We start from the raw sequence: 19721 nt of genomic DNA, 5'->3' as shown, positions 1-19721 counted from the left end.
TAAGTGAGCCGACCACCCTTGAGTCATCTATGCTATTGTCTGTCCATTATATCAGGGTGGCCTTTGGGCGACATCTTACTTTCGATGGAATTTATCTGCCATTATAAGCCGGTATATTGCTATAATTAAAAAAACAAATGTAAGGTGGGTGGGACGGAATATGCACTTACTGGATGTACCGTATATCAAGCAGCGCCCCGAGCTTCCTTCCGGGTGTGAAGCAACTGCCTTGGCAATGGCATTATCCTATCATGGAGAAGCCGTCGATAAACTTACATTAGCCCGTGAGATGCCAAGGAATGATGTCCCTGCAGAACGCAATGAGGACGGGACGATACGCATATGGGGCGATCCGGAAGACGGTTTTGTCGGTGACCCGTTCGATAATGGCATCACGATCAATCCCAATCCGTTAAAGCGCGTGGCGGACAAGTACCGATCCTGCAGCCTGGCACTGTATCAACAGGAATTCAGCATCATAGAAACACATACAGCAAACGGCCATCCTGTATTAGTCTGGTTCACCATTCACCATGACATGCCGACATCCCGCATTTGGCATACGCCAGCCGGCAAGGCCGTACAAGCACCCCGGCCGCTGCATTGTATTGTCGTCACTGGTATCGATGACGAGTACGTTTATTTCCACGACTGCGAATCGACTGAAAAAAGCGGCAAACACGTGAAGGTCGAAAAAGACCGCTTCATCCGGATCTATGATGCGATGGGTAGACGCGCCCTTGTCATCACATAGAAAAACACGGTCCATGACCGTGTTTCATTCCATCGCTTCATATATTGCTTGGATAACGGGTCCGTAACCACCTGTGGCATATTCATCCCCTGCAAACAGATTGCTGTTTTGTTCCGGATCAAGTACAGGTGTATGCTTCTTGTTCGTCAGCAATACAATCCCCAGATCATATTCCGGATCGATGATCGTGACAGTTCCTGTCCAGCCTGTATGTCCATATGCCCTGTCGCTTGCCAAGGAACCGAACATCCAATCCATCGATCCTTCGTCTCCATTCCTGCGCCAGCCAAGACCATACGTCCCATTGGTTGGTGATGCCGCTGTAAACCGATCGATGACAGCCTCCTCAAAAAATTCTTCGGAACCATATCCGCCTCCATTCAGCATGACCTGCAGCAATACCGCCATATCATGCGTCGTCGAGAAAAGCCCGGCATGACCCGAAATTCCATCCATCGAATAATAGCTCTTCTCATCATGCACTTCACCAATGATCGTCTCCGTCCTGATATTCGGGAAAGTGACATATCCATCCCTTGTATTTCCCAGACGTTCTGTCGCCGCTATATCTTTCGCCTTCACACCGTTCTCCAATGGATTGAACATCGTATTCTTCAAATGGAGCGGCTCATAGAAGGTCTCTTCCACATACGTATCCAGGCGTTCCCCTGTCACACGTTCCACTATCAGACCCAGGAGCATGTAATCGATATCGCTGTACAGATGATCCTTTCCCGGCTCGTATTGGAGCGGCACTTTAGGCAGGAGTCCGATTGTACGCTCGCGGTCCTGCGAGTAGAATGCACCTGCGATATCGGGATTATGGAACTCGATGCTCGCAGGAAAACCCGCTTGATGCTGCAGCAAGTCTTGAATCAGGATCCTATCTTTCCCTTTTATCTCCGCATCTGCTTCATCCTTGAATTCAGGGATATAATCACTGACTTTATCCATCAAACTGATTTCGCCTTCACTGACCAGATGCTGCAATGCAAAGTTGGTGGCATACATCTTTGTATTGGAGGCAAGATCGTATAAAGTCCCTTTCTTGACTTTCTTCGGATGTTCAAGCTCCTCCAGCCCGTCATAAACCTGCCGAAAACCATAACGGGAATCTTTCACGATTTTTCCGTCTTTTATGATCATCAATGACGCCCCTGGAAACCCATTCTCGATATCATTCTCAATCAGTTCGTCGACTTTCTTTAATCCTTCCTCGGCAAAGCCTGCCTCCTCAGGATCTTTCACCATTTTCAATGTTGGATAATCGATTGTGTCAGCCCATGCTGCAGAAGGAACAATCAAAAACAAGAACATAAGTGATAAGATGCTGACCCGCTGCCCTAAACGTTTCATCCGCACTCCTCCTTTGTCTTGTCTACTGTTTCCCTTAAGCAAAATCAAATTCCTTTCCGAAGTGGAAAAATACGAAAAAAGCACTGCGCTATGCAGTGCTTTGACAGGTAAATGATCTGGTCAGTCGATCAGCTCCCTGTTTTTCCGATAGGACCTTTTCAGTGATACATAATTGGTTAGGAAAAGCAGTAATGCTCCAATGAAGCTGACGATCAGACCTTCTATCAGAGGAACCGTCATCCTGTCAAATAAGTAGAGCACCGAAATACTCGCACACATAAGGACAAGAAATGACATCGATTTCATTACAATCACTTTCCGCTCCCGTCGATAGGCTTTTTCCGTCATGACCTCGGCAAACTCCATACCAGACAGAATATAACGAATCCAGACGTAAGCCATTGTCCCGAACAAAATCCCAATCAGAACAATGACACCATCCATAAGAATAAAATCAAATCGAGAAATGACAATCAGAGCCAAGATAGCCATCAGCTGTAAAATGGCAGCCTCCGCAAAGTAAACAAGTATATTCCTTCGCTTATATTCATCATCCGGCAGCAAAAAACGAAGCCATGTTTTCTCCATTCAGTCTACCTCCCAGAATAAATCATCCAATGTCTTTCCCAGTGTCTTTGCAATCGCTACACAAAGCTGCAGCGTCGGATTGTATTCTCCTTTTTCGATCAATCCGATCGTCTGTCTGGTGACATGCACTCGCCTGGCCAGCTGCTCCTGCGTCATTTTCTGCTCCATTCGCGTGAATTTCACTTTATTTTTCACTTTTAAATTCCCCTATGCAATATATAATTTGCATTTGTTAGATATATATTACATCCGGGGTTTCCATCGGTCAAGACAAAACGCATGCCAGCGCATGCGTTATTTATCTTTCTTATTTTGGATGAATTGCCAGGTTATCAGCGATAGGGAGAAAACGATAATGATCGAGAGTATGATGATAAGCTTGCTTTGCTCATCGATATCGATGTACCGCAAAATCACCTGCGGAGTGTATAGAACTGCCGGGACGATGACAGAAATCCACGCTTTCCAATATAGTGCTGCCGCAATGAAAATGAAGCAAGCTGCTATAATCACCGCTATATTCACGGCTGGACTTATTGTCACCACTGGTGTCTCTATAAAAAGATCCGCTACCAGTATTCCTACGAACATTGCAGTCGGTGCCATTCCCATCAGCAGATACAGCATTACAGTCACTTTCTTGGATACTTTATTTGCAGCAGTAAAGCGATACAGACCAAACAATAAAAATATAGTGATAATAAATACAATCGGATTTCCAATGAGTGCCAGGAGGGAGTAATCCCTTTCATCCGCTATCGCTTTATTCATGATCAGATAGGCAAAGGCATTCAGCAGGATAAGCGGGACAAAGACAAACCAGAACCGCCCATCCGTTTCCACTTCTGCTTCTATTTCCTTCATGTAAGCTTTCGGGGACTTCCCGACGATATGCTCGACGCTTTTTCCATTCCGCTCCGCTTCATACAAGTGATCCTCCAGCTCTTCCATTAATTCCATCACTTCTTCTTCTTTTTTGCTGCTGGCAAAGAGATAAATCCGCATGTCATCGAGAAATGCCTGACTTTCCTTGGATAATGTCATGATTGATTCCTCCTTAGTATATTTTCTACGCTGGACGAAATTGCTGCCCACCTTATCTTGAATTCTTCTAATTCTGCCTGTCCTTCTGCAGTCAATTGATAATATTTCCGCTTTGGTCCGCCTGATGGCAATGCCTTGCTTGTTGTCGTAACGAGACCTTCTTTTTTCATGCGCAGCAGCAATGGATAGATACTGCCCTCGCTTACCATGGTAAACCCATAGGAAGCAAGCTTCTCCACCATCTCATAGCCATACGTTTCGCGTTCAGCAATGATGGAAAGCAGGCATCCTTCGAGAATGCCTTTTAATAATTGGCTGGATGACAAATCCACTTCCCCCCCCCCAACTATATTGTTTAGCAAGATAGTTGATCAAAAAAAGAAGCCCATCAACTACTTTGCTTTACAAGATAGTTATACTCTACCATGATTCCCTTCCAAAAACAACCATACTTTTCCATTGAATTTGGGTGATTTATCCATATCAGCTCGTAACAAGTGTACTTACGGTAAAAAAAACAAGCAGGCATCGCCATGATGCCTGCTTGTTAATTATTTCGATGTTCAGTCAGCCAGAGGATATAAAAGCCTAACGTATTGCAACAGCAATCGTTAGTAAACGCCCGGAGGCTATTGCTTACTTTTCAAACAAATTCAAGGAAAATACTACACTTCCAAGCTCTGTTTGCTTTCCTGCCTGGTTCTCTTGGCTCGTGTATCCTACAAGACCACTTACCACAATCGTTCCAATAAGAATTACCGAAAAGATAATTTTTTTCATTATAAACCCACCCTATATTAGAGCTAATAGATAATATTTCGTCGCAAGCTCATATTGCTTATTTCCAGCATAATACTGTGCAAGTTCCCTTGAAAAGAGCCTGACGTTGTAAATATCATTTACTCTTCGGAAGTATTCGATTCCTTCTTGCCATACGCTTTGAAATTGTTTCTGTCTTCATATTTTTTATGAAGCATGGCGAATTCCCACTTCTTCGTTAAATCCCCTTTATCCACGCTATCCTGGAATCCTTCCGTATAGAATTCCAATGCCTTGGAAGATTGATTTGTCTTCCAATAACAATCAGCCAACAAATACAAGATTTTCAGACGTCCACGTTCCGGATTAGCTTGTAGCGCTTCTTCCAGATAGCAAGTTGCTGTACCTGGAAATTCCTTTTTGACATAGAGGTCTCCAAGATTAAGGTTTGCATAAGAAACAAAATCTCCATTCCCTGTATTTTTGAAAGAAGACTTTGCTCGATGAAGATATTCTTCAGCATTCTCATAGTCCATTACATCTGCATAGTTCAAACCGTAAGATGGAGAAGAGAAGATAGAAAACGAATTAGGGTTTGTCTTTATGGCGGTGCACATAAGGTAATACATCGCCAGGAAGGTAAGCCTCCTCTCGAATTATCAATATGACCAATCAAAAAAGATCTGCATTACCCAAAAACGGTGATGCAGATCTTTTCAATACTTTTGACTAGTTATGTCCAAGCCTCTTTTTTCAAATAAAATCCCTGGGAACTTGTTCGTTCCATTCCTTTGCGAATATCTCTTTTTCGTTCTCAAAGGCACGCAGCTTATGCTTAAGATAAAAATGCGTTTCATCACACCACATGTGACAGGACAGATCCATATGTGTCTGCCAATCTCCTCGCCCGACATCCATTGTCCAATCACATTGGACGCTGGCTGAAAGCGGATCGCCTTCTTTGATTGTATACACATTGCGATTTGTGCTGCCATACTCCAGATCGTTATCAGCCAGCTTACGTGCACCCTCATCCGAATAATCATCCAGAATCCAGGTTTTCTCCACTGTATCATACCGTATTTGGCGCCGGCGGCTTTCCGGACGCAATATTTCCTTCTCCAGGACGGGTGCAGTTTCTGGCTGCTGGAAAGCCGGCAGCTGATCATCGATAGCCTGACTTTTCCTGATTGGGAGCAGCAGTTTTGTTTTTTCTCCAGGATAAATGGTAAGCGTTGCTTCTTTTGGAGATGGCCAAGCATGCGGCCAATAAGTCGGCGCAACTGCCACTTGCCAGCGATGTCCTGCAGGAAGAGCATGGGCAATATCATTCAACTGAACAGTCACTGAAATCTTCTCTCCCGGCGTCAAAGCCTCAGGAAATTCATGACTATCCCGGTGAGTCAGGTTGAGCATCCCCCATGTTACACGTGTAACACTTCCGTCCGGAGCCACATCGTTCAATCGGACCGCCACCAATGCTTGTTCCTGATCGCTCGAAAGCTCCAGCTGCAATTTAGGGGCTCCGAGTATTTCCATCCTTTCTTCCAGAGGAGCACTGGTGAATAGAGTGGCAAAACCATTTTCCAAGCGCTGATCGGATGGCATATCACCAGGCTGCCCAAATGGACAAAATACACCCGCGTAAAGACCATGCTGCTGCATGCTTGAAACGGTGACTGGCAGACCAGCACCTGCTCGGTTCCTCAGCTCCTGGCCATTTAGATACAAAGCATACTGTCCGATTGCCGTGGATGGCCATTCCATCTCGGCAACCCATCGTCCTGGTCTTTCTTCGTATTCCACCTCAGGCGGAACACTTTCCTGCATCCAGGCACGCAGCATCGGCTCTTCCATGATGCCTGTTTCATGACCTTTCAGCCAATGATCCCACCAGCGCAGACATTCTTGCAGGAATCCGATGGAAGGGCCCGGGATGGCAACTTCGGGATATTCATGCGCCCAGGGCCCGATCAATCCTTTTTTCGGTACTTTCAAGCCTTCCAGCAAACGAGGGATGGCATTCGTATAACCATCCGCCCAGCCGCCGACAGCAAATACAGGTATCTCTATATCTGCATAATCCTCATTGACTGAGCCGTGCTTCCAATAAGCATCCCGGCGCTGATGACGAACCCACTCCTCCGCAAAGGGAGGTGTCTCATCCATCCGCCGTATCCAATCTTCCCGCCATTTCTCTCCGACAATTTCCGGATCGGCTGGTCTTGCATTGTAAGCAAACATCGTCGAAGCCCACCAAAGCATATCGGAAGCAAGCAATGCCCCGCCTTTATAATGCACATCATCTGCATACCGATCATCCGTCGAACAGATGGTAATGACAGCTTTCAATTCTGGCGGCCGTCTGGCAGCAACCTGCAAACCATTGAATCCGCCCCAGGATTTCCCGATCATGCCTACCTCGCCTGTCGACCAGGCTTGATCAGCTATCCATTTCAATACGTCTTCTGCATCATCCTGTTCCTGCGGCAGATACTCATCGTAAAGAATGCCTTCTGAGTCACCGCTGCCGCGGATGTCCACTCGCACACTTGCATATCCGTGACCCGCAAAGTATGGATGACGGATGGAATCACGCAATGCGGTGAAATCATCTTTCCGATAAGGGATATATTCCAAAATCGCCGGTACCGGTGTTTCGTTGGCATCCTCAGGAAGCCAGATTCTTGCTGATAATCTCACCCCGTCCCGCATCGGGATCCAAATATGACGTATCTCTTTCACGGAATGCGGATAGGACGTTTTTATTTGCAGCTGGTTATCTCGCACATTGAATACCATCTTCCTCTTCCTTCCTAGGCCGATTTGCATTGATGAATGACTATGCTATAATTTATAATCATGATTACTTTTTAACTTTGATTATTTTATCATACGCGATTACGACTTAACAACCACGGGGAGGCGAGCACGAACGCGTATGTAAAGGAGACAGAAAAGCACGATGAACAAGAAAGAAATCCAAAAGAGCCGGATGTGGAAATACTTTGTGGAAGCGACAGCAGATATTATCCGCGAGGAAGGATTAGAAAAAGTGACGATCCGGAAAGTGGCGGATCGCGCTGGCTACAATAGCGCCACGATTTACAATTACTTCTCCGATCTATCCCATCTCATCTTCTTTGCGTCCATGACATTCCTGAAGGACTATACCGAAGAAGTCGTCGCTTATATGAATCGATCCGATAAGCCTCTGGAAAAGTATCTATTGGCCTGGGAATGCTTTTGCACATATTCCTTCCGTTATCCAAAGCTATTCCATGCCATTTTCATCATGGATCTTGGCGACAGCCCAGAAAATATGCTGGAGCGTTATTACACAAAGTTCCCCAAGGATCTGATAAACATTCCAGAGGAACTGCACTCGACATTGCTGGAACGCAATATGTCCAAACGCGGGCGTTCTGCCTTGGAGCTGGCACTCGAAGCTGGCGAAATCAGCGAAAAGAATGTAGATGCCATCAATGAATTGACGATCCTCATCTGGCAAGGAATGTTCAACAATGTGCTGAATCATCGCCGGTCATACGATCCGCAGCGGGCGATGCAGAAAACGATGCAATACATTACAGAAGTAGTCCGGAATGAGGCAGCTTTCGATTTTTCGGAAAATAAATTTGCACCGTAAACAGGAGGTTATCATGTGCTGACATTCGAGAATGTAACGAAGATCTACAGCGGCAATAAAAAAGCCGTGAATAATTTGAACCTGGAAATAGAAAAAGGCGAATTCATTTGCTTCATCGGACCGAGCGGCTGCGGTAAAACGACCAGCATGAAAATGGTCAACCGCCTGATCGAGCCGACTGAAGGAAGGATCCTGATTGACGGCAAAGATATCATGAAGCAAAACCGTGTGCAGATGCGGAGAGAAATAGGCTATGTCATCCAACAGATAGGACTGTTCCCGCATATGACGATCAGCGATAATATCACGCTTGTCCCGAAGCTGCTCCAATGGTCCAAAGAGAAGCGGCGTGAGCGGGCGGAAGAATTGATCAAATTGGTCAATCTGCCGGAAGAATACCTTGATCGCTATCCACAGGAACTGAGCGGCGGGCAGCAGCAGCGCATCGGTGTTTTGCGTGCACTGGCCTCCAATCCGCCTCTCATTCTGATGGATGAACCTTTTGGTGCACTGGATCCGATTACACGTGATGGATTACAGGAAGAATTCAAGAACTTGCAAAGAAAGCTGGGCAAGACCATCGTCTTCGTCACCCACGACATGGATGAAGCTATCAAATTGGCGGATCGCATCGTCATTATGCGGGACGGGGAGATCGTGCAGGTTGACACGCCTGATGAAATCCTGCGCAATCCGGCAAATGAATTCGTGGAATCCTTCATCGGGAAAGAGCGCCTTATCCAAACAAAGCCTGATGTAAAAACAGTCGGTCAGATCATGAATAAGATACCGGCAACCGTCCATAAAGAAGAGACATTATCCACCGCTATCCAGCGAATGAAGGAAAAACGCGTGGATTCCTTGCTGGTCATTGGTGAAGATCAGACACTTGAGGGCTATATCGACGTGGAAGATATCGAGGAAAACCGAAAAAGATCTACGCTTGTCGGTGAAATTGTCGAAACAGAGCTTTACCGAGTCAAAGAAGACAGCCTCATACGGGATACCATCCAAAAAATGCTCCGCAGGCAGACCAAATATGTACCTGTCGTGGATGAGCACAATCGGCTTAAAGGTATCGTCACACGGGCAACGCTTGCCGACCTAGTCTATGAATCTATCTGGGGTGACGAGGATGAAAACTAAGAAGGAGGTGCAGACCCGATGGATGCATTGATCCAATTCTTCCAGGAACAAGGCAGCACACTTGCACTGAAGACATGGGAGCATTTATATATTTCCTTGATTGCCGTTCTGCTCGGTATCCTTGTCGCTGTACCAGTCGGCATCCTGCTCACAAGATTCGAGCGGGCAGCTGATACAGTCATCCGTATCATCAGCATCATCCAAACCTTTCCAAGCCTTGCCATCCTGGCATTCTTCATTCCGATATTAGGTGTAGGCAAGCTGCCGGCCATTGTCGCCTTATTTTTCTACTCCATGCTGCCGATTCTCCGCAATACCTATATCGGCATAAAAAATACAGATAAAAATCTGCTGGAAGCAGGCCGCGGCATGGGCATGACCAATGCTCAGCTCATCTTCAGCGTTGAACTGCCGCTCGCCATCCCGGTCATCATGGCTGGTATACGAGTTTCCACGGTCTATCTAATCGGTTGGGCCACACTCGCATCATTCGTCGGAGCCGGGGGACTTGGTGACTTCATTTTCGACGGATTGAATCTATATCAGCCGGAGCTGATTTTAGCAGGTGCCATTCCATCTACCATCCTGGCTTTGCTAGCTGATTTTATCCTGGGAAGAATCGAGACGAAACTGACACCGACAACAAAAAGCGCACAGCAGGAAACGGCATAGGAAGGAGCGACAGCAAAAATGAAAAAGCTAAGCAAACTGATCATGATTGGTATGTTGACAGCCCTTCTTCTATCTGGCTGTTCGCTTCCAGGTCTGGGCGGCGGATCTGGGGAAACGATCAAAATCGGTACAGTCACTACCTCCGAGACACAGACGCTCGGCTATATACAGAAATACATGATCGAGCATTATACAGATTTAAATGCCGAAATCGTCGGCAACTTGGGGTCCTCCATCGTGATGCACCAGGCTATGGTAAATGGCGATGTAGATATATCCGCTGCAAGATATACCGGTACCGATTTGAGCGGGGCACTGCATATGGATCTTGTAAATGACCCTGATGAAGCAATGGAAATCGTCCAGCGGGAATTCCAGGAACAATTCGATCAAAAATGGTACGACACATACGGATTCGATAACACCTATGTCCTCTCTGTACGGCAGGATGTAGCTGAAAAGGAAGGACTGGAGAAAGTTTCTGACCTTTCATCGGTTGCTGATAAGTACCAATTCGGTGTGGATAACAGCTGGATCAACCGTGAAGGAATCGGATATGACGAATTCGTGAAAACATACGGTTTTGAGTTCAACATGGTTTTCCCGATGCAGATAGGACTTGTATATTCCGCCTTGAACAGCAAGAAAATGGATGCTGTCCTGGCCTACTCCACCGATGCCAGATTAAAGCAATTTAACTTGGCCACCTTGGAAGACGATAAACATTTCTTCCCTCCTTATGATGCCTCTCCGGTTGCTTCCAATGAATTGCTTCAAGAACACCCGGAAATTGATGATATCCTCCAGAAGCTTGTAGGGAAATTCGATAATGATACGATCATTGAACTCAATTACCAAGCCGATATCGAGAAAAAAGAACCAAGTACCATTGCCAAGGAATATCTGGAAGTCCATAACTACTTTGAAGAGGAATAAAGGAGGTGCGGAAAATTGGACTTACTGAAAGAATTAGTGACCTATTACAGTGATAATGGAGCCTATGTTTGGACTGAATTCTATCGGCACTTCCTGATGTCGGCCTATGGTGTATTATTCGCTGCCATTGTCGGCATTCCGATCGGCATCCTGATAGCCCGTTACAGCAAACTCAGCCCCTGGGTTATTTCATTTGTGAATGTCATCCAGACAATTCCTGCCCTTGCCTTGCTCGCTGTGCTTATGCTGGTGATGGGATTGGGTACGAATACCGTCATCCTGGCATTGTTCCTTTACTCCCTGCTACCGATTGTAAAGAATACGTATACCGGTATCCTTGGTGTGGATAAGACATTGAAAGAAGCAGGCAGTGCGATGGGGATGACTAGATTTCAAATCCTGCGGATGGTGGAACTGCCACTTTCCCTTTCCGTTATCATGGCAGGCTTGCGCACCGCCCTTGTCATCGCAATCGGTATTGCGACAATCGGGACCTTCATCGGCGCAGGCGGACTAGGATCCATTATTGTCCGAGGCACGAATGCAGCAGAAGGAGGAGCCATCATCCTGGCAGGCGCCATTCCGACTGCACTCATGGCAGTACTGGCCGACTTTGTCATGGGTTGGTTCGAACGATTGCTTTCTCCTGCCAACAGCAGGAAATTAAGCTGAAATAGCAAAATGCTCCGGATATTTCCGGAGCATTTTTTATTCGAAGCTAAAGCTGATTTCCCATTGCTTCCGAAGCTTATCCATGATCTTCATGACATCCTTCGTATATGGCAATGTTACATGTGGAACATCCTTTTCAATGAGTTCCTTCATCGCCCTGACTTCATACTGCAAAGCTTTCTCCGTCTTTCCGGATTCAATGATTTCCGTCTTGCCCTCCTCTATATAACAAATCGTCGCTTTCTCTGCGCGTGAAAACCGCTCGATATCGATGAATCCTTTCGTACCCATGATCGTAGCACGTTCAGGCGATTCCACCATAAAGGATAAGGTGATGGCTGCGAGCTGCCCCTGCTTGTTCTTCAGGATGATTCCTGCCTGCTGATCAACGCCTGTTTCATGCTTTGTAACGGTGCTGATGATTTCATTTGGCTCCTCTTTAATGAACAAACGAACAAATGACAGAGCATAGACTCCTATATCCAATAGCGCTCCACCTGCCAATTCAGGATTGAAAAAGCGATTCTGGGGATCATTTTCCTTGATGCTGTTGAAATTCACGCTCAAAGTCTGAACCTCACCGATTTTTCCCGCATCTATCAATTGCCGCAGTTCCTTATAAATCGGCATATGATAAATAGTCATTGCTTCGGCCACAATCAATTGTTTCTTTGCAGCTAAATCCATGATTTCCTCAAGCTGGGTTGCATTCACTGTAATCGCTTTTTCTGCAAGCACATGCTTCCCGCGCTGCAATGCTTCCTTGATTGTCTCATAATGATAGGCATGGGGCGTGGATATGTATACAACGTCCACTTCCGGATCCTCCAGCACGCCCTGGAACCCTTCATACACTTTAGGTATCCCGAATTTTTCCGCGAAAGCTTGCCCCTTCGCTTCATTCCTTGCCCCGACCGCCAATAGCGATGCCCCTTCTTCCTTCAAGGCAGCTGCAAAATGATGTGCAATGGAACCTGGTCCCAAAATAGCCCAATTGATCATCCGTTTCTCCCCTCTTCTCTTTTGTATTATTGTAGATATACCCGAAAAAGCCATGGATGCAGCATACTTCCATGGCTTCTCTCTCAGCTGTATATTTTCCTGGGTATTTTAATTACCTGATTACCTGATACATATGGCGCAATATCATACTGTTGGAAAACAAGCGCGATTCCATCATCAGTAAAGAAGAAGGCTGTTTTCTCATTCAGTTGCACATCCTCCGCCTTGAGGTCGGGATAGAATATCTCCGGCCTAGCCTTTGCATAAGTGAATACATAGTGCTGAACCTTCTTTAACTGATTCGGCGTCTGCAGGATATCCGTCAAAAAAATGCGTTTTTTAGCCTGTAAGTCGTAATTAAACGATTCCACGGCAGTAGATCCATGTGCTCCCCCGGTAAATATATAGCTGCTCATCAAGATGCTGAGCAAGTGATCCGAATTATATTTCACTTCGAAATCAGTTTGAAAATCGGGGTCATAATCATACTTATTGCCCGCCTCGATATTCTCCTTGCGTGCCTCGGCAGCCTTCTCGATATATGACCTGAAATCCTTATTGATCATCCGTGTAACCTTCGGAGTGCCCGCCTGCTTCACTTGCGGGTATTTCAGCTCCTCGATATCATCGTAGTATTCCGTTTCCACAATTACATTCTTTGTGGGCTGTGCTTGTATCGATTGTGTAAAGACAGAAAAAGCAAGTACAAACACAAACCCGATCATCGCTTTCTTCATCAGTTTCCCTCCACTATTTCATCTCGTCTACAGTGTGTGCAGGTCACCGATTATTTATGAGGAATACAGATTCTCTTATAGGCTTATCTCAGCCTGGATTCCGAACAAAACTTATCCTTCTGCAAACATTCTACAAATGGTTCCTATTTCCCTCCGCAATATCGGGCATTGTTCAAAAAAATAAGTCCATTGTCTGCTGATTGGACAATGGACTCTGTATAAAAACAATTTTATAGATGGAAATATAATAAATCTTGATAGGATGCATTTGATGTCAGATTTCAAGCTGAGCTGATGATGCCCTTACTAATTCCCAATCATGTGTAATTACGATAATTGTCTTCCCAATTTGTTCATATCCTGTAAAAACTGAAAGATGGCGTCCCTATTTTTGATATCCAGGCTTCCTGTCGGCTCTATACTTGCAATCCACTCGTGCAAATAATTGCGTCTATCTACTCCAATAATTGCTTGCGGTTGAACGTATTCCGGTACAAGAGATCCCGCTGATGATTATTAACGAACATTCTGACTATATCACTTACACCCTTCAGATGAATCAGACGATGGCTTGTTATATACTTAATATCTCCATTATTTAAATGAATGGATAATTCGCCCTCTCCTGTTCCCTCAGTATAAAGGACATAATCGATACTGTCATAGCTGGTTGTATCCAGATAGCTTGGCTTGATCAGCGGTTTGTGCGTAAACAGGATTCGGTTTTGTGTGACGCCAAGGATACCAGTCCTCTCATTAAGCTTACTTTGTACATAGAGAAAAATCCGTTCATCTTCATCTAGGTACGTGGACAATTCCTTCAGATCCCTTTTCTGCCCCATTCTCCGCTTCTCCTCACTTAATATACTTGCTTCCAATCCTGATTCATACTTTCTAAATATATATCGCACTTCTGAAAATATGCAATAAAAAAATACTGCAAATTCATCTCTTTCCTGCTGTTAAGAAATCTCACTCACTCTCCTACATATTACCAGCTATATAAAGAGAATGATACCTCCCATCTCCAATTTTTCCAGCCTTGCCTAGACTTTCTTCTAGGAATTTAGACACTTTTCATTTCATTCCATATAGGGTTACGGTATGATATTTATGTCTTAATTTGTTTATTTTTTCACAAGACGACCTTGTTAAAAGAGAGGATGAAAGAAGTATATGAAACTGTTCCGTATTCCAGTTGCACTCTTGCTGTGTGCCATCGCATTGGCTTTATCTGCCTGCAGTAATGATGATAAAGCAGCTGATGAGCCAAAAACGCCTGCAGCGGACGCAGCCGCAGAAGGAAACGAGGATACAGATGCATTGTCTGCCGAATTGACGGACACTGTATCAGCCGACAATCCCTTTTTCCCGGACCGCCTGACAAAAGATTCGGTTGCGGAAAAGGAAATGCTGTCTGAACAGAACTTTGATCAGTCCGAAACTGATGATAACCTGGAAGTGACCCTCAAAGGGATTCAATATACAAAGCTGAAACCGGCAGATTCCTATGAGGAATCCTTTACCGGCTTCAAGGACCCGGAAAAGATCGTTGCTGCGACAGCAATGCTGGAAGTGAAGAATGATGGGGAGGAACCAGTGCCTTTGAAAGATATGGGTGCCTTCCTTGAAACCTCGACTTACCGGATTCTGAACCATAATGTACTGGAAGCGGATTCCGGGGAAATCGAACCTGGCCAGACTTCCACCAAATATGTCGTCTTCCTGATGGATCAAGCGGATTACAAAGAGGAAGATGATTTCTCCCTTCGTATATCCAGTATCACGGATACAGAAGAAGAAGACTTGCTGGCAGCAGATATCACATTTGATCTGCCTGCAAACTAAAACAAGGAGCACACGTCTGAATGGCGAGTGCTCCTTGTTTCTTCATGAGGCATGCAGATGGGATATGAAGTCATAGAACCGGTTGATGTCAGTTAAGTTCCTGTTGCACTTGGCACTGTCCCTGCAAATATAATTTCCTCGCTTCACATAGGTTCCTTGACCGCGGCCGATTGGTCCTGCCATGAATAACCCCACGCTTTCCAGCTTGTTGCAAATCGTGCAGATACCGGGCTGGGAGGATGGCGTAAATGTACCGCGAGCAGCTATCATTCCTTCTTGATGCGGGGCAACCATATATTTCGCCTGCTGGCCGTTATCATTCCAGCCAAGATAAGATGTCTTCTCCCAATCTACATCATTCAGCTTTGGCAGATGGAGATGCTTCACTTTCGGAAACAGCTTCCTAAGCTGCTCCTCTGTCAAAGCAGGGAAGGCTTTGATGGATGGACGCAGCTGCGCCAGAAAAAGCTCTGCATCGATTTCATCCTGCACATCCCTTATTCTTCCGAGCATTTCTGCTTCTTCTTCCGAAAGCTCCTCGAATCTGTTTTTGATCTTCTTTTCTGCCAGTGAGCGGAGTCCGTAAATCACGTCTATATCTTTGACAGCAGCAGAGCTATTCACAAGCTGCTGCACCTGTTCTTTAATATTGTTATATTGGTCATTCCGGATAAAGGCTTGCATGTGGACATCCCTCCGTTTTGATCGCTTCCTCTCATTTTAGCAGATATCGAGCAGGAAACAAAAAAACCGGATCACTGGAAGAAATAACGAAATGCACGACTCATCGTCGTCGGAACGACTGATGCATGGTTTTCACCTTCTGCTACATAGCAGGACGCCCTCTCTTCCAAGCCGCTTGGCAACGAATGATAGAACGCTGTGGCATCTTCGACCATAAAACCTTCTTCTTTTCCTACACCCATGAATAATTTCGACTCTTTGACGTCATTTACAAACGAATAAATATGCTTCTCATTCCACCAGATGGATGGGCTGATTGCCAAATAGCACTGGAAGGCTTCCGGACGTTTGAACATGCTGTACAGAGTAAACAATCCGCCCAGGGAATGTCCATATAAGCACTGCTTGTCGGACTGTACAGGATAGCTTTCCACGACTTTGGGCTGCAGCTCCCCGATGATCCAATCAAGGAAAATATCCGCTCCCCCATGCTTATCAATCGTCACACCTTTAAACCTGTCTGGGTACTTATAGACTGCAGCTGGTGGTGTGAAATCATAAAACCGCCGCTCCCTGATGATGGCATCTTCCGCCTCTAATGCTATTCCTACAATGATTGCAGGCTCGATTCCTGTTTTTGATGCATTAAAAGATTGATTGCGTATCACATCGGCACCATATCCGAAATACATATGCCCATCCAATACATAAATGACAGGAAATCCCTCTGGCGGCGGGGATTGTTCCGGAATGTATATTTGGACGCGATACCGCACTTCCGATTCCTTACCAGGAAGTATCCATTCTTCTATCATCATTCATCCTCCTTAGTTCGCTTTCATCAGTAAATATAAGAAATAAGGTACACCAATGATCGAAACGACAATTCCTACTGCCAATTCAGCAGGGGCGAAGACCGTTTTCGCGATATAATCCGAAAAAACGAGCAGTACCATGCCAGTCAGCGCACTGATTGGCATATTGCTGCGATAATCATTCCCCACAAGACGCCTGCTGATATGCGGTGCAATCAAGCCGACAAAGGCAATCCCGCCGGAGACGGATACACAGGCACTCACCAAACCGATGCTGGCCAGCAGCATGATCGCCTTTTCACGCTCGTTGCGGATACCGAGACTCCGGACCGAGTCTTCACTCAGCTGAAAATAATTGAGCAGATATGATTTCCGATAGAGCACGGCGCCAAGGATGATGATCCATGGCAGCATGGCATAAATATAAATCCAGTTCGCATTATAGATGCTTCCTGTGGACCAAACGGCGGCCATTTCAAAATCATTGGCGTTCATCTTCAATGATATGTACAAAGAAAGCGCACCAAACCCTGTTCCCAAAGCAATACCGGTCAGGATGAGGCGCTGCATATCCAGCGTACCTTGCCGCCAAGAGAAAGCGAATATGAGCAGCGCCACCAGCAGACCGCCGGCAAAGCCGAATATCGGCATCATCAGCACAGCCAGCCAGCCGCCGATCGACTCTGATTGGATCATCCCTTGGAAGAAGAAGATATATATGACGATAGCAGTCCCGGCTCCGGCATTGATGCCAAGTATTCCCGGATCCGCCAGACCATTGCGTGTGATGCCTTGCATGACAGACCCGGCGATGCCAAGACCTGCACCCACAAGCGCTCCGATGATGATCCGAGGCAGACGGAACTGAAAAATGACCAGTTCAAGCTTGCGATCATCATTCCATCCAAAAAGGGTCCGTAAAATTTCCCCGAGACTCATCGCATAGCTTCCGCTTGTGAGATGCAGGTAGATGAAGAACAGGAGCAGCACGGTAAGGATGAGTCCGCTGAGCATCAGCTTCGATCCGATTCTAAGCTGCATATTGTTTCCCTCCCTTTCTCCAGATGAGACAGAGGAAGAACGGAACGCCGATAAAGGCAGTCACGACACCAATCGGCGTCTCGAACGGCGCATTGATAAAGCGGCTGACCACATCCGACAAGCAAAGAAATATCCCGCCGATGACCGCAGAGCATGGAATGAGCAGCCGATAATCGACACCGATCAAAAAGCGCGTGATATGGGGTACAACCAGCCCGACAAAGGCGATTTTTCCAACAAGGGCGACAGCCGTACCAGTCAGGCAGACAACACTGAGCATACTGATCAGTCTGATATAAACTGTCTTCTGGCCCAATCCGGCTGCAACCTCTTCTCCCAATGCCATGACTGTGACCGACTTGGAAACGGACATGGCCAAAACCAAACCAACCAGACCAATCGGTACAGCCAACTTGAGCATATGGACATCCACACCATCCATTCTTGCGTTATACCAAATGCTGACATGCTGTGACACCTGGTAGTAGGATGCAAATGCTGCAGCCAAGCCGCTCAAGAAGGTGCCGATAACTGTCCCGATTATCGCCAGCTGGACAGGTGCCATTCCGTTTTTCAGCAGCGATGCAAAACCAAATACGATGCCGGCGCCGAGTGCCGATCCTGCCATGGAATATAGAATCATCATATGATCGGATAAACCGGGAACCAATACCATGCACATAGTAATCACCAATGCCGATCCATCATTGACACCCATAATGGATGGAGAGGCAAGATAATTCCTCGTGATTCCCTGCATAATCGCCCCGGCTATGGCCAGGAATGCACCGACCAGCAACGCTGCCAGCGCCCTTGGCAATCTGGCAGTCAAAAGGATGGCATGGTCCACATTTTGCGCATCATAATGGAAAATTGCGTCCCAAATCGTAGTGACTGGCATATCCTTAACTCCATACAATACAGAAATCAACATAACCAGAGTGCCCGTCAACGGCGCCGTCAGCAATACTAACAAAGCAATTCTATTTTTCGTACCTGGATACATGCTTACTCAGCCAGCTTCTCGGTTGCTACTTTCAGGAATTCCGTTTTACTCCATGCTGTCCCTCCTTGGGCAAGCGGATCAATCGAGTTTACGAATACATGATCTTCCTTGGCTGCATTGATCGATTTAAATATTTCATTGGCTTGCAAATCATCCAAAGCACTGGCATTCTCCGGATTTTCAGTCGCTTCGAATTGGAGGAACAGATAGTCGGGATTCACTTCGGCCAATTTTTCAAGGGATATTTCAGCCTGTGCCTTTGCTTCTTTGACCACTTCAGGTACTGACAAACCTAAATCATCGTATAATACCGGATTCAGATAAACGTTCCGAGGATAAACATAGAGGCTGCCTGCCCGGATACGTACAACAAGAACTTGCTTATCTTGTAGCTTCTCTCCTAATTCGGCCTTAGCCGATTCTGCGTCTTCCTTATAATCTGCTATGATTTGGTCTGCCTCTTCCTCTTTTCCTGTCAGAGAGCCCATCAGCTCCAGGTTCGCTTCCCAATTTTCAGAAATATGGGAATATGGAATCGTTGCAGCAATATCATTCAAGGATTTGCTCACATCTTCCGGAAATTTCGAGGAGCCCAGGATCACGTCTGGTCCAAGGGAGAGGATCGTTTCATAATTCGGCTGCATCTTCTCGCCAATCAGTTCTACACCTGACAAATCTTCCTCCAGATATGCTGGTGTTTCACCGCCTACAGATAGGGCTCCGGCGGGTTTCACTCCTAAGACGGCTGCATCCTCCATTGATTCAAGACTTGCTGCCACGATTGTATCCGTCTCGGCAGGCAGCGTATATTCCTTATCCAAATATGTAATCTGCTGTTCTTTACTCTCAGATGCCTCACCAGAGGCAGTATCTTCCCCATTCCCGCAAGCCGCCAAGGAAAAGCTCATGGCTGCCGCAAGTCCAATACCGGATATCGTTTTCCACTTCATTTTGCTCTTCTCCTTTTTCCTTCAGTCTGATCAGAACCAAAGATCGCTTATAATTGATAATG

Annotated in this window: 23 protein-coding genes; 7 read left to right on the top strand and 16 right to left on the bottom strand. The window is 46.0% G+C overall.

Annotation, left to right across the window (positions count from 1 at the left end; all coding sequences use genetic code 11):
• Nucleotides 1-160: 160 nt before the first annotated feature.
• Nucleotides 161-754, top strand: coding sequence for a C39 family peptidase (locus CHH53_RS09030; protein ID WP_095215791.1), 594 nt, complete (start codon nt 161-163; stop codon nt 752-754).
• A gap of 24 nt (nt 755-778) precedes the next feature.
• On the opposite strand, the gene pbp4b is transcribed toward CHH53_RS09030, so the two are convergent.
• From pbp4b to CHH53_RS08995, 8 genes are all read right to left on the bottom strand, one after another.
• Nucleotides 779-2071, bottom strand: a complete 1293-nt coding sequence (gene pbp4b / locus CHH53_RS09025) for a penicillin binding protein PBP4B (RefSeq protein WP_369819872.1) — start codon at nt 2069-2071, stop codon at nt 779-781.
• 159 nt (nt 2072-2230) lie between these two features.
• Nucleotides 2231-2698 (bottom strand): hypothetical protein, encoded by a 468-nt coding sequence (locus CHH53_RS09020; protein ID WP_095215789.1) that lies wholly within the window; start codon nt 2696-2698, stop codon nt 2231-2233.
• Nucleotides 2699-2893: a helix-turn-helix transcriptional regulator gene (locus tag CHH53_RS09015; RefSeq protein WP_095215788.1), complete on the bottom strand. Its 195-nt coding sequence runs from the start codon at nt 2891-2893 to the stop codon at nt 2699-2701.
• Between the two features lie 99 nt (nt 2894-2992).
• On the bottom strand, nt 2993-3742 hold the full coding sequence (locus CHH53_RS09010) for an HAAS domain-containing protein (protein ID WP_095215787.1): 750 nt from the start codon (nt 3740-3742) through the stop codon (nt 2993-2995).
• Nucleotides 3739-4068, bottom strand: coding sequence for a PadR family transcriptional regulator (locus CHH53_RS09005; RefSeq protein ID WP_095215848.1), 330 nt, complete (start codon nt 4066-4068; stop codon nt 3739-3741). Before CHH53_RS09005 ends, CHH53_RS09010 begins: the two co-directional genes overlap by 4 nt.
• 310 nt (nt 4069-4378) lie before the next feature.
• Nucleotides 4379-4522, bottom strand: a complete 144-nt coding sequence (locus CHH53_RS17320) for a hypothetical protein (protein WP_158221524.1) — start codon at nt 4520-4522, stop codon at nt 4379-4381.
• Nucleotides 4523-4641: 119 nt separating this feature from the next.
• A complete protein-coding gene (locus CHH53_RS09000) occupies nt 4642-5037 on the bottom strand; it encodes a tetratricopeptide repeat protein (protein WP_158221523.1) in 396 nt (131 codons plus the stop codon).
• Between the two features lie 217 nt (nt 5038-5254).
• On the bottom strand, nt 5255-7303 hold the full coding sequence (locus CHH53_RS08995) for a CocE/NonD family hydrolase (protein WP_198946039.1): 2049 nt from the start codon (nt 7301-7303) through the stop codon (nt 5255-5257).
• Nucleotides 7304-7466: 163 nt separating this feature from the next.
• Here CHH53_RS08995 and CHH53_RS08990 point away from each other — a divergent pair, with 163 nt between their 5' ends.
• Genes CHH53_RS08990 through CHH53_RS08970 form a run of 5 tightly spaced genes read left to right on the top strand, consistent with a single transcriptional unit; the run spans nt 7467 to nt 11576 of the window.
• Nucleotides 7467-8150, top strand: a complete 684-nt coding sequence (locus tag CHH53_RS08990) for a TetR/AcrR family transcriptional regulator (RefSeq protein WP_095215785.1) — start codon at nt 7467-7469, stop codon at nt 8148-8150.
• 15 nt (nt 8151-8165) lie between these two features.
• On the top strand, nt 8166-9296 hold the full coding sequence (locus tag CHH53_RS08985) for a betaine/proline/choline family ABC transporter ATP-binding protein (protein ID WP_095215784.1): 1131 nt from the start codon (nt 8166-8168) through the stop codon (nt 9294-9296).
• An 18-nt stretch (nt 9297-9314) separates the two neighbouring features.
• Nucleotides 9315-9968 carry an ABC transporter permease gene (locus CHH53_RS08980; RefSeq protein ID WP_095215783.1) on the top strand — a complete coding sequence of 218 codons (654 nt, stop codon included), beginning with the start codon at nt 9315-9317 and terminating at the stop codon, nt 9966-9968.
• An 18-nt stretch (nt 9969-9986) separates the two neighbouring features.
• Nucleotides 9987-10904, top strand: coding sequence for an osmoprotectant ABC transporter substrate-binding protein (locus tag CHH53_RS08975; RefSeq protein ID WP_095215782.1), 918 nt, complete (start codon nt 9987-9989; stop codon nt 10902-10904).
• A gap of 15 nt (nt 10905-10919) precedes the next feature.
• On the top strand, nt 10920-11576 hold the full coding sequence (locus CHH53_RS08970; RefSeq protein WP_095215781.1) for an ABC transporter permease: 657 nt from the start codon (nt 10920-10922) through the stop codon (nt 11574-11576).
• Nucleotides 11577-11612: 36 nt separating this feature from the next.
• On the opposite strand, the gene CHH53_RS08965 is transcribed toward CHH53_RS08970, so the two are convergent.
• The 3 genes from CHH53_RS08965 to CHH53_RS08955 form a co-directional block, all read right to left on the bottom strand.
• Nucleotides 11613-12578, bottom strand: coding sequence for a Gfo/Idh/MocA family protein (locus CHH53_RS08965; protein ID WP_095215780.1), 966 nt, complete (start codon nt 12576-12578; stop codon nt 11613-11615).
• An 83-nt stretch (nt 12579-12661) separates the two neighbouring features.
• A complete protein-coding gene (locus CHH53_RS08960; RefSeq protein ID WP_095215779.1) occupies nt 12662-13315 on the bottom strand; it encodes a DUF3298 and DUF4163 domain-containing protein in 654 nt (217 codons plus the stop codon).
• Between the two features lie 455 nt (nt 13316-13770).
• Nucleotides 13771-14157, bottom strand: a complete 387-nt coding sequence (locus CHH53_RS08955) for a PH domain-containing protein (protein WP_095215778.1) — start codon at nt 14155-14157, stop codon at nt 13771-13773.
• Between the two features lie 334 nt (nt 14158-14491).
• Between CHH53_RS08955 and CHH53_RS08950 the strand changes: the two genes are divergently transcribed.
• The gene (locus tag CHH53_RS08950) at nt 14492-15163 is read left to right on the top strand and encodes a hypothetical protein (RefSeq protein ID WP_095215777.1); all 672 of its coding nucleotides are present in this window, start codon (nt 14492-14494) and stop codon (nt 15161-15163) included.
• Between the two features lie 42 nt (nt 15164-15205).
• Here the strand turns inward: CHH53_RS08950 and CHH53_RS08945 are convergent, their stop codons facing one another.
• From CHH53_RS08945 to CHH53_RS08925, 5 genes are all read right to left on the bottom strand, one after another.
• Nucleotides 15206-15847, bottom strand: a complete 642-nt coding sequence (locus CHH53_RS08945) for a FusB/FusC family EF-G-binding protein (protein ID WP_095215776.1) — start codon at nt 15845-15847, stop codon at nt 15206-15208.
• Between the two features lie 71 nt (nt 15848-15918).
• The gene (locus CHH53_RS08940; protein ID WP_233134975.1) at nt 15919-16665 is read right to left on the bottom strand and encodes an alpha/beta hydrolase; all 747 of its coding nucleotides are present in this window, start codon (nt 16663-16665) and stop codon (nt 15919-15921) included.
• A gap of 9 nt (nt 16666-16674) precedes the next feature.
• Nucleotides 16675-17703, bottom strand: a complete 1029-nt coding sequence (locus CHH53_RS08935) for a FecCD family ABC transporter permease (protein WP_095215774.1) — start codon at nt 17701-17703, stop codon at nt 16675-16677.
• Nucleotides 17693-18709 (bottom strand): FecCD family ABC transporter permease, encoded by a 1017-nt coding sequence (locus CHH53_RS08930; protein WP_095215773.1) that lies wholly within the window; start codon nt 18707-18709, stop codon nt 17693-17695. Before CHH53_RS08930 ends, CHH53_RS08935 begins: the two co-directional genes overlap by 11 nt.
• Before the next feature lie 2 nt (nt 18710-18711).
• Nucleotides 18712-19659 (bottom strand): iron-hydroxamate ABC transporter substrate-binding protein, encoded by a 948-nt coding sequence (locus CHH53_RS08925; protein WP_095215772.1) that lies wholly within the window; start codon nt 19657-19659, stop codon nt 18712-18714.
• Nucleotides 19660-19721: the final 62 nt, after the last annotated feature.

This window comes from Terribacillus sp. 7520-G (assembly GCF_002271665.1).
In the GTDB taxonomy this organism is placed as follows: Bacteria; Bacillota; Bacilli; order Bacillales; family Amphibacillaceae; genus Terribacillus.
The sequence above is the reverse complement of the archived record's forward strand: the minus strand, read 5'-3'. Positions and strand labels throughout refer to the sequence as shown.

Coding starts and splice junctions, on each gene's coding strand:
- CHH53_RS09030 (WP_095215791.1), top strand. CDS start 161: ATGCACTTACTGGATGTACCGTATATCAAGCAGCGCCCCGAGCTTCCT.
- pbp4b (WP_369819872.1), bottom strand. CDS start 2,071: ATGTTCTTGTTTTTGATTGTTCCTTCTGCAGCATGGGCTGACACAATC.
- CHH53_RS09020 (WP_095215789.1), bottom strand. CDS start 2,698: ATGGAGAAAACATGGCTTCGTTTTTTGCTGCCGGATGATGAATATAAG.
- CHH53_RS09010 (WP_095215787.1), bottom strand. CDS start 3,742: ATGACATTATCCAAGGAAAGTCAGGCATTTCTCGATGACATGCGGATT.
- CHH53_RS17320 (WP_158221524.1), bottom strand. CDS start 4,522: ATGAAAAAAATTATCTTTTCGGTAATTCTTATTGGAACGATTGTGGTA.
- CHH53_RS09000 (WP_158221523.1), bottom strand. CDS start 5,037: ATGGACTATGAGAATGCTGAAGAATATCTTCATCGAGCAAAGTCTTCT.
- CHH53_RS08995 (WP_198946039.1), bottom strand. CDS start 7,303: ATGGTATTCAATGTGCGAGATAACCAGCTGCAAATAAAAACGTCCTAT.
- CHH53_RS08990 (WP_095215785.1), top strand. CDS start 7,467: ATGAACAAGAAAGAAATCCAAAAGAGCCGGATGTGGAAATACTTTGTG.
- CHH53_RS08980 (WP_095215783.1), top strand. CDS start 9,315: ATGGATGCATTGATCCAATTCTTCCAGGAACAAGGCAGCACACTTGCA.
- CHH53_RS08975 (WP_095215782.1), top strand. CDS start 9,987: ATGAAAAAGCTAAGCAAACTGATCATGATTGGTATGTTGACAGCCCTT.
- CHH53_RS08965 (WP_095215780.1), bottom strand. CDS start 12,578: ATGATCAATTGGGCTATTTTGGGACCAGGTTCCATTGCACATCATTTT.
- CHH53_RS08960 (WP_095215779.1), bottom strand. CDS start 13,315: ATGAAGAAAGCGATGATCGGGTTTGTGTTTGTACTTGCTTTTTCTGTC.
- CHH53_RS08955 (WP_095215778.1), bottom strand. CDS start 14,157: ATGGGGCAGAAAAGGGATCTGAAGGAATTGTCCACGTACCTAGATGAA.
- CHH53_RS08950 (WP_095215777.1), top strand. CDS start 14,492: ATGAAACTGTTCCGTATTCCAGTTGCACTCTTGCTGTGTGCCATCGCA.
- CHH53_RS08945 (WP_095215776.1), bottom strand. CDS start 15,847: ATGCAAGCCTTTATCCGGAATGACCAATATAACAATATTAAAGAACAG.
- CHH53_RS08940 (WP_233134975.1), bottom strand. CDS start 16,665: ATGATGATAGAAGAATGGATACTTCCTGGTAAGGAATCGGAAGTGCGG.
- CHH53_RS08935 (WP_095215774.1), bottom strand. CDS start 17,703: ATGCAGCTTAGAATCGGATCGAAGCTGATGCTCAGCGGACTCATCCTT.
- CHH53_RS08930 (WP_095215773.1), bottom strand. CDS start 18,709: ATGTATCCAGGTACGAAAAATAGAATTGCTTTGTTAGTATTGCTGACG.
- CHH53_RS08925 (WP_095215772.1), bottom strand. CDS start 19,659: ATGAAGTGGAAAACGATATCCGGTATTGGACTTGCGGCAGCCATGAGC.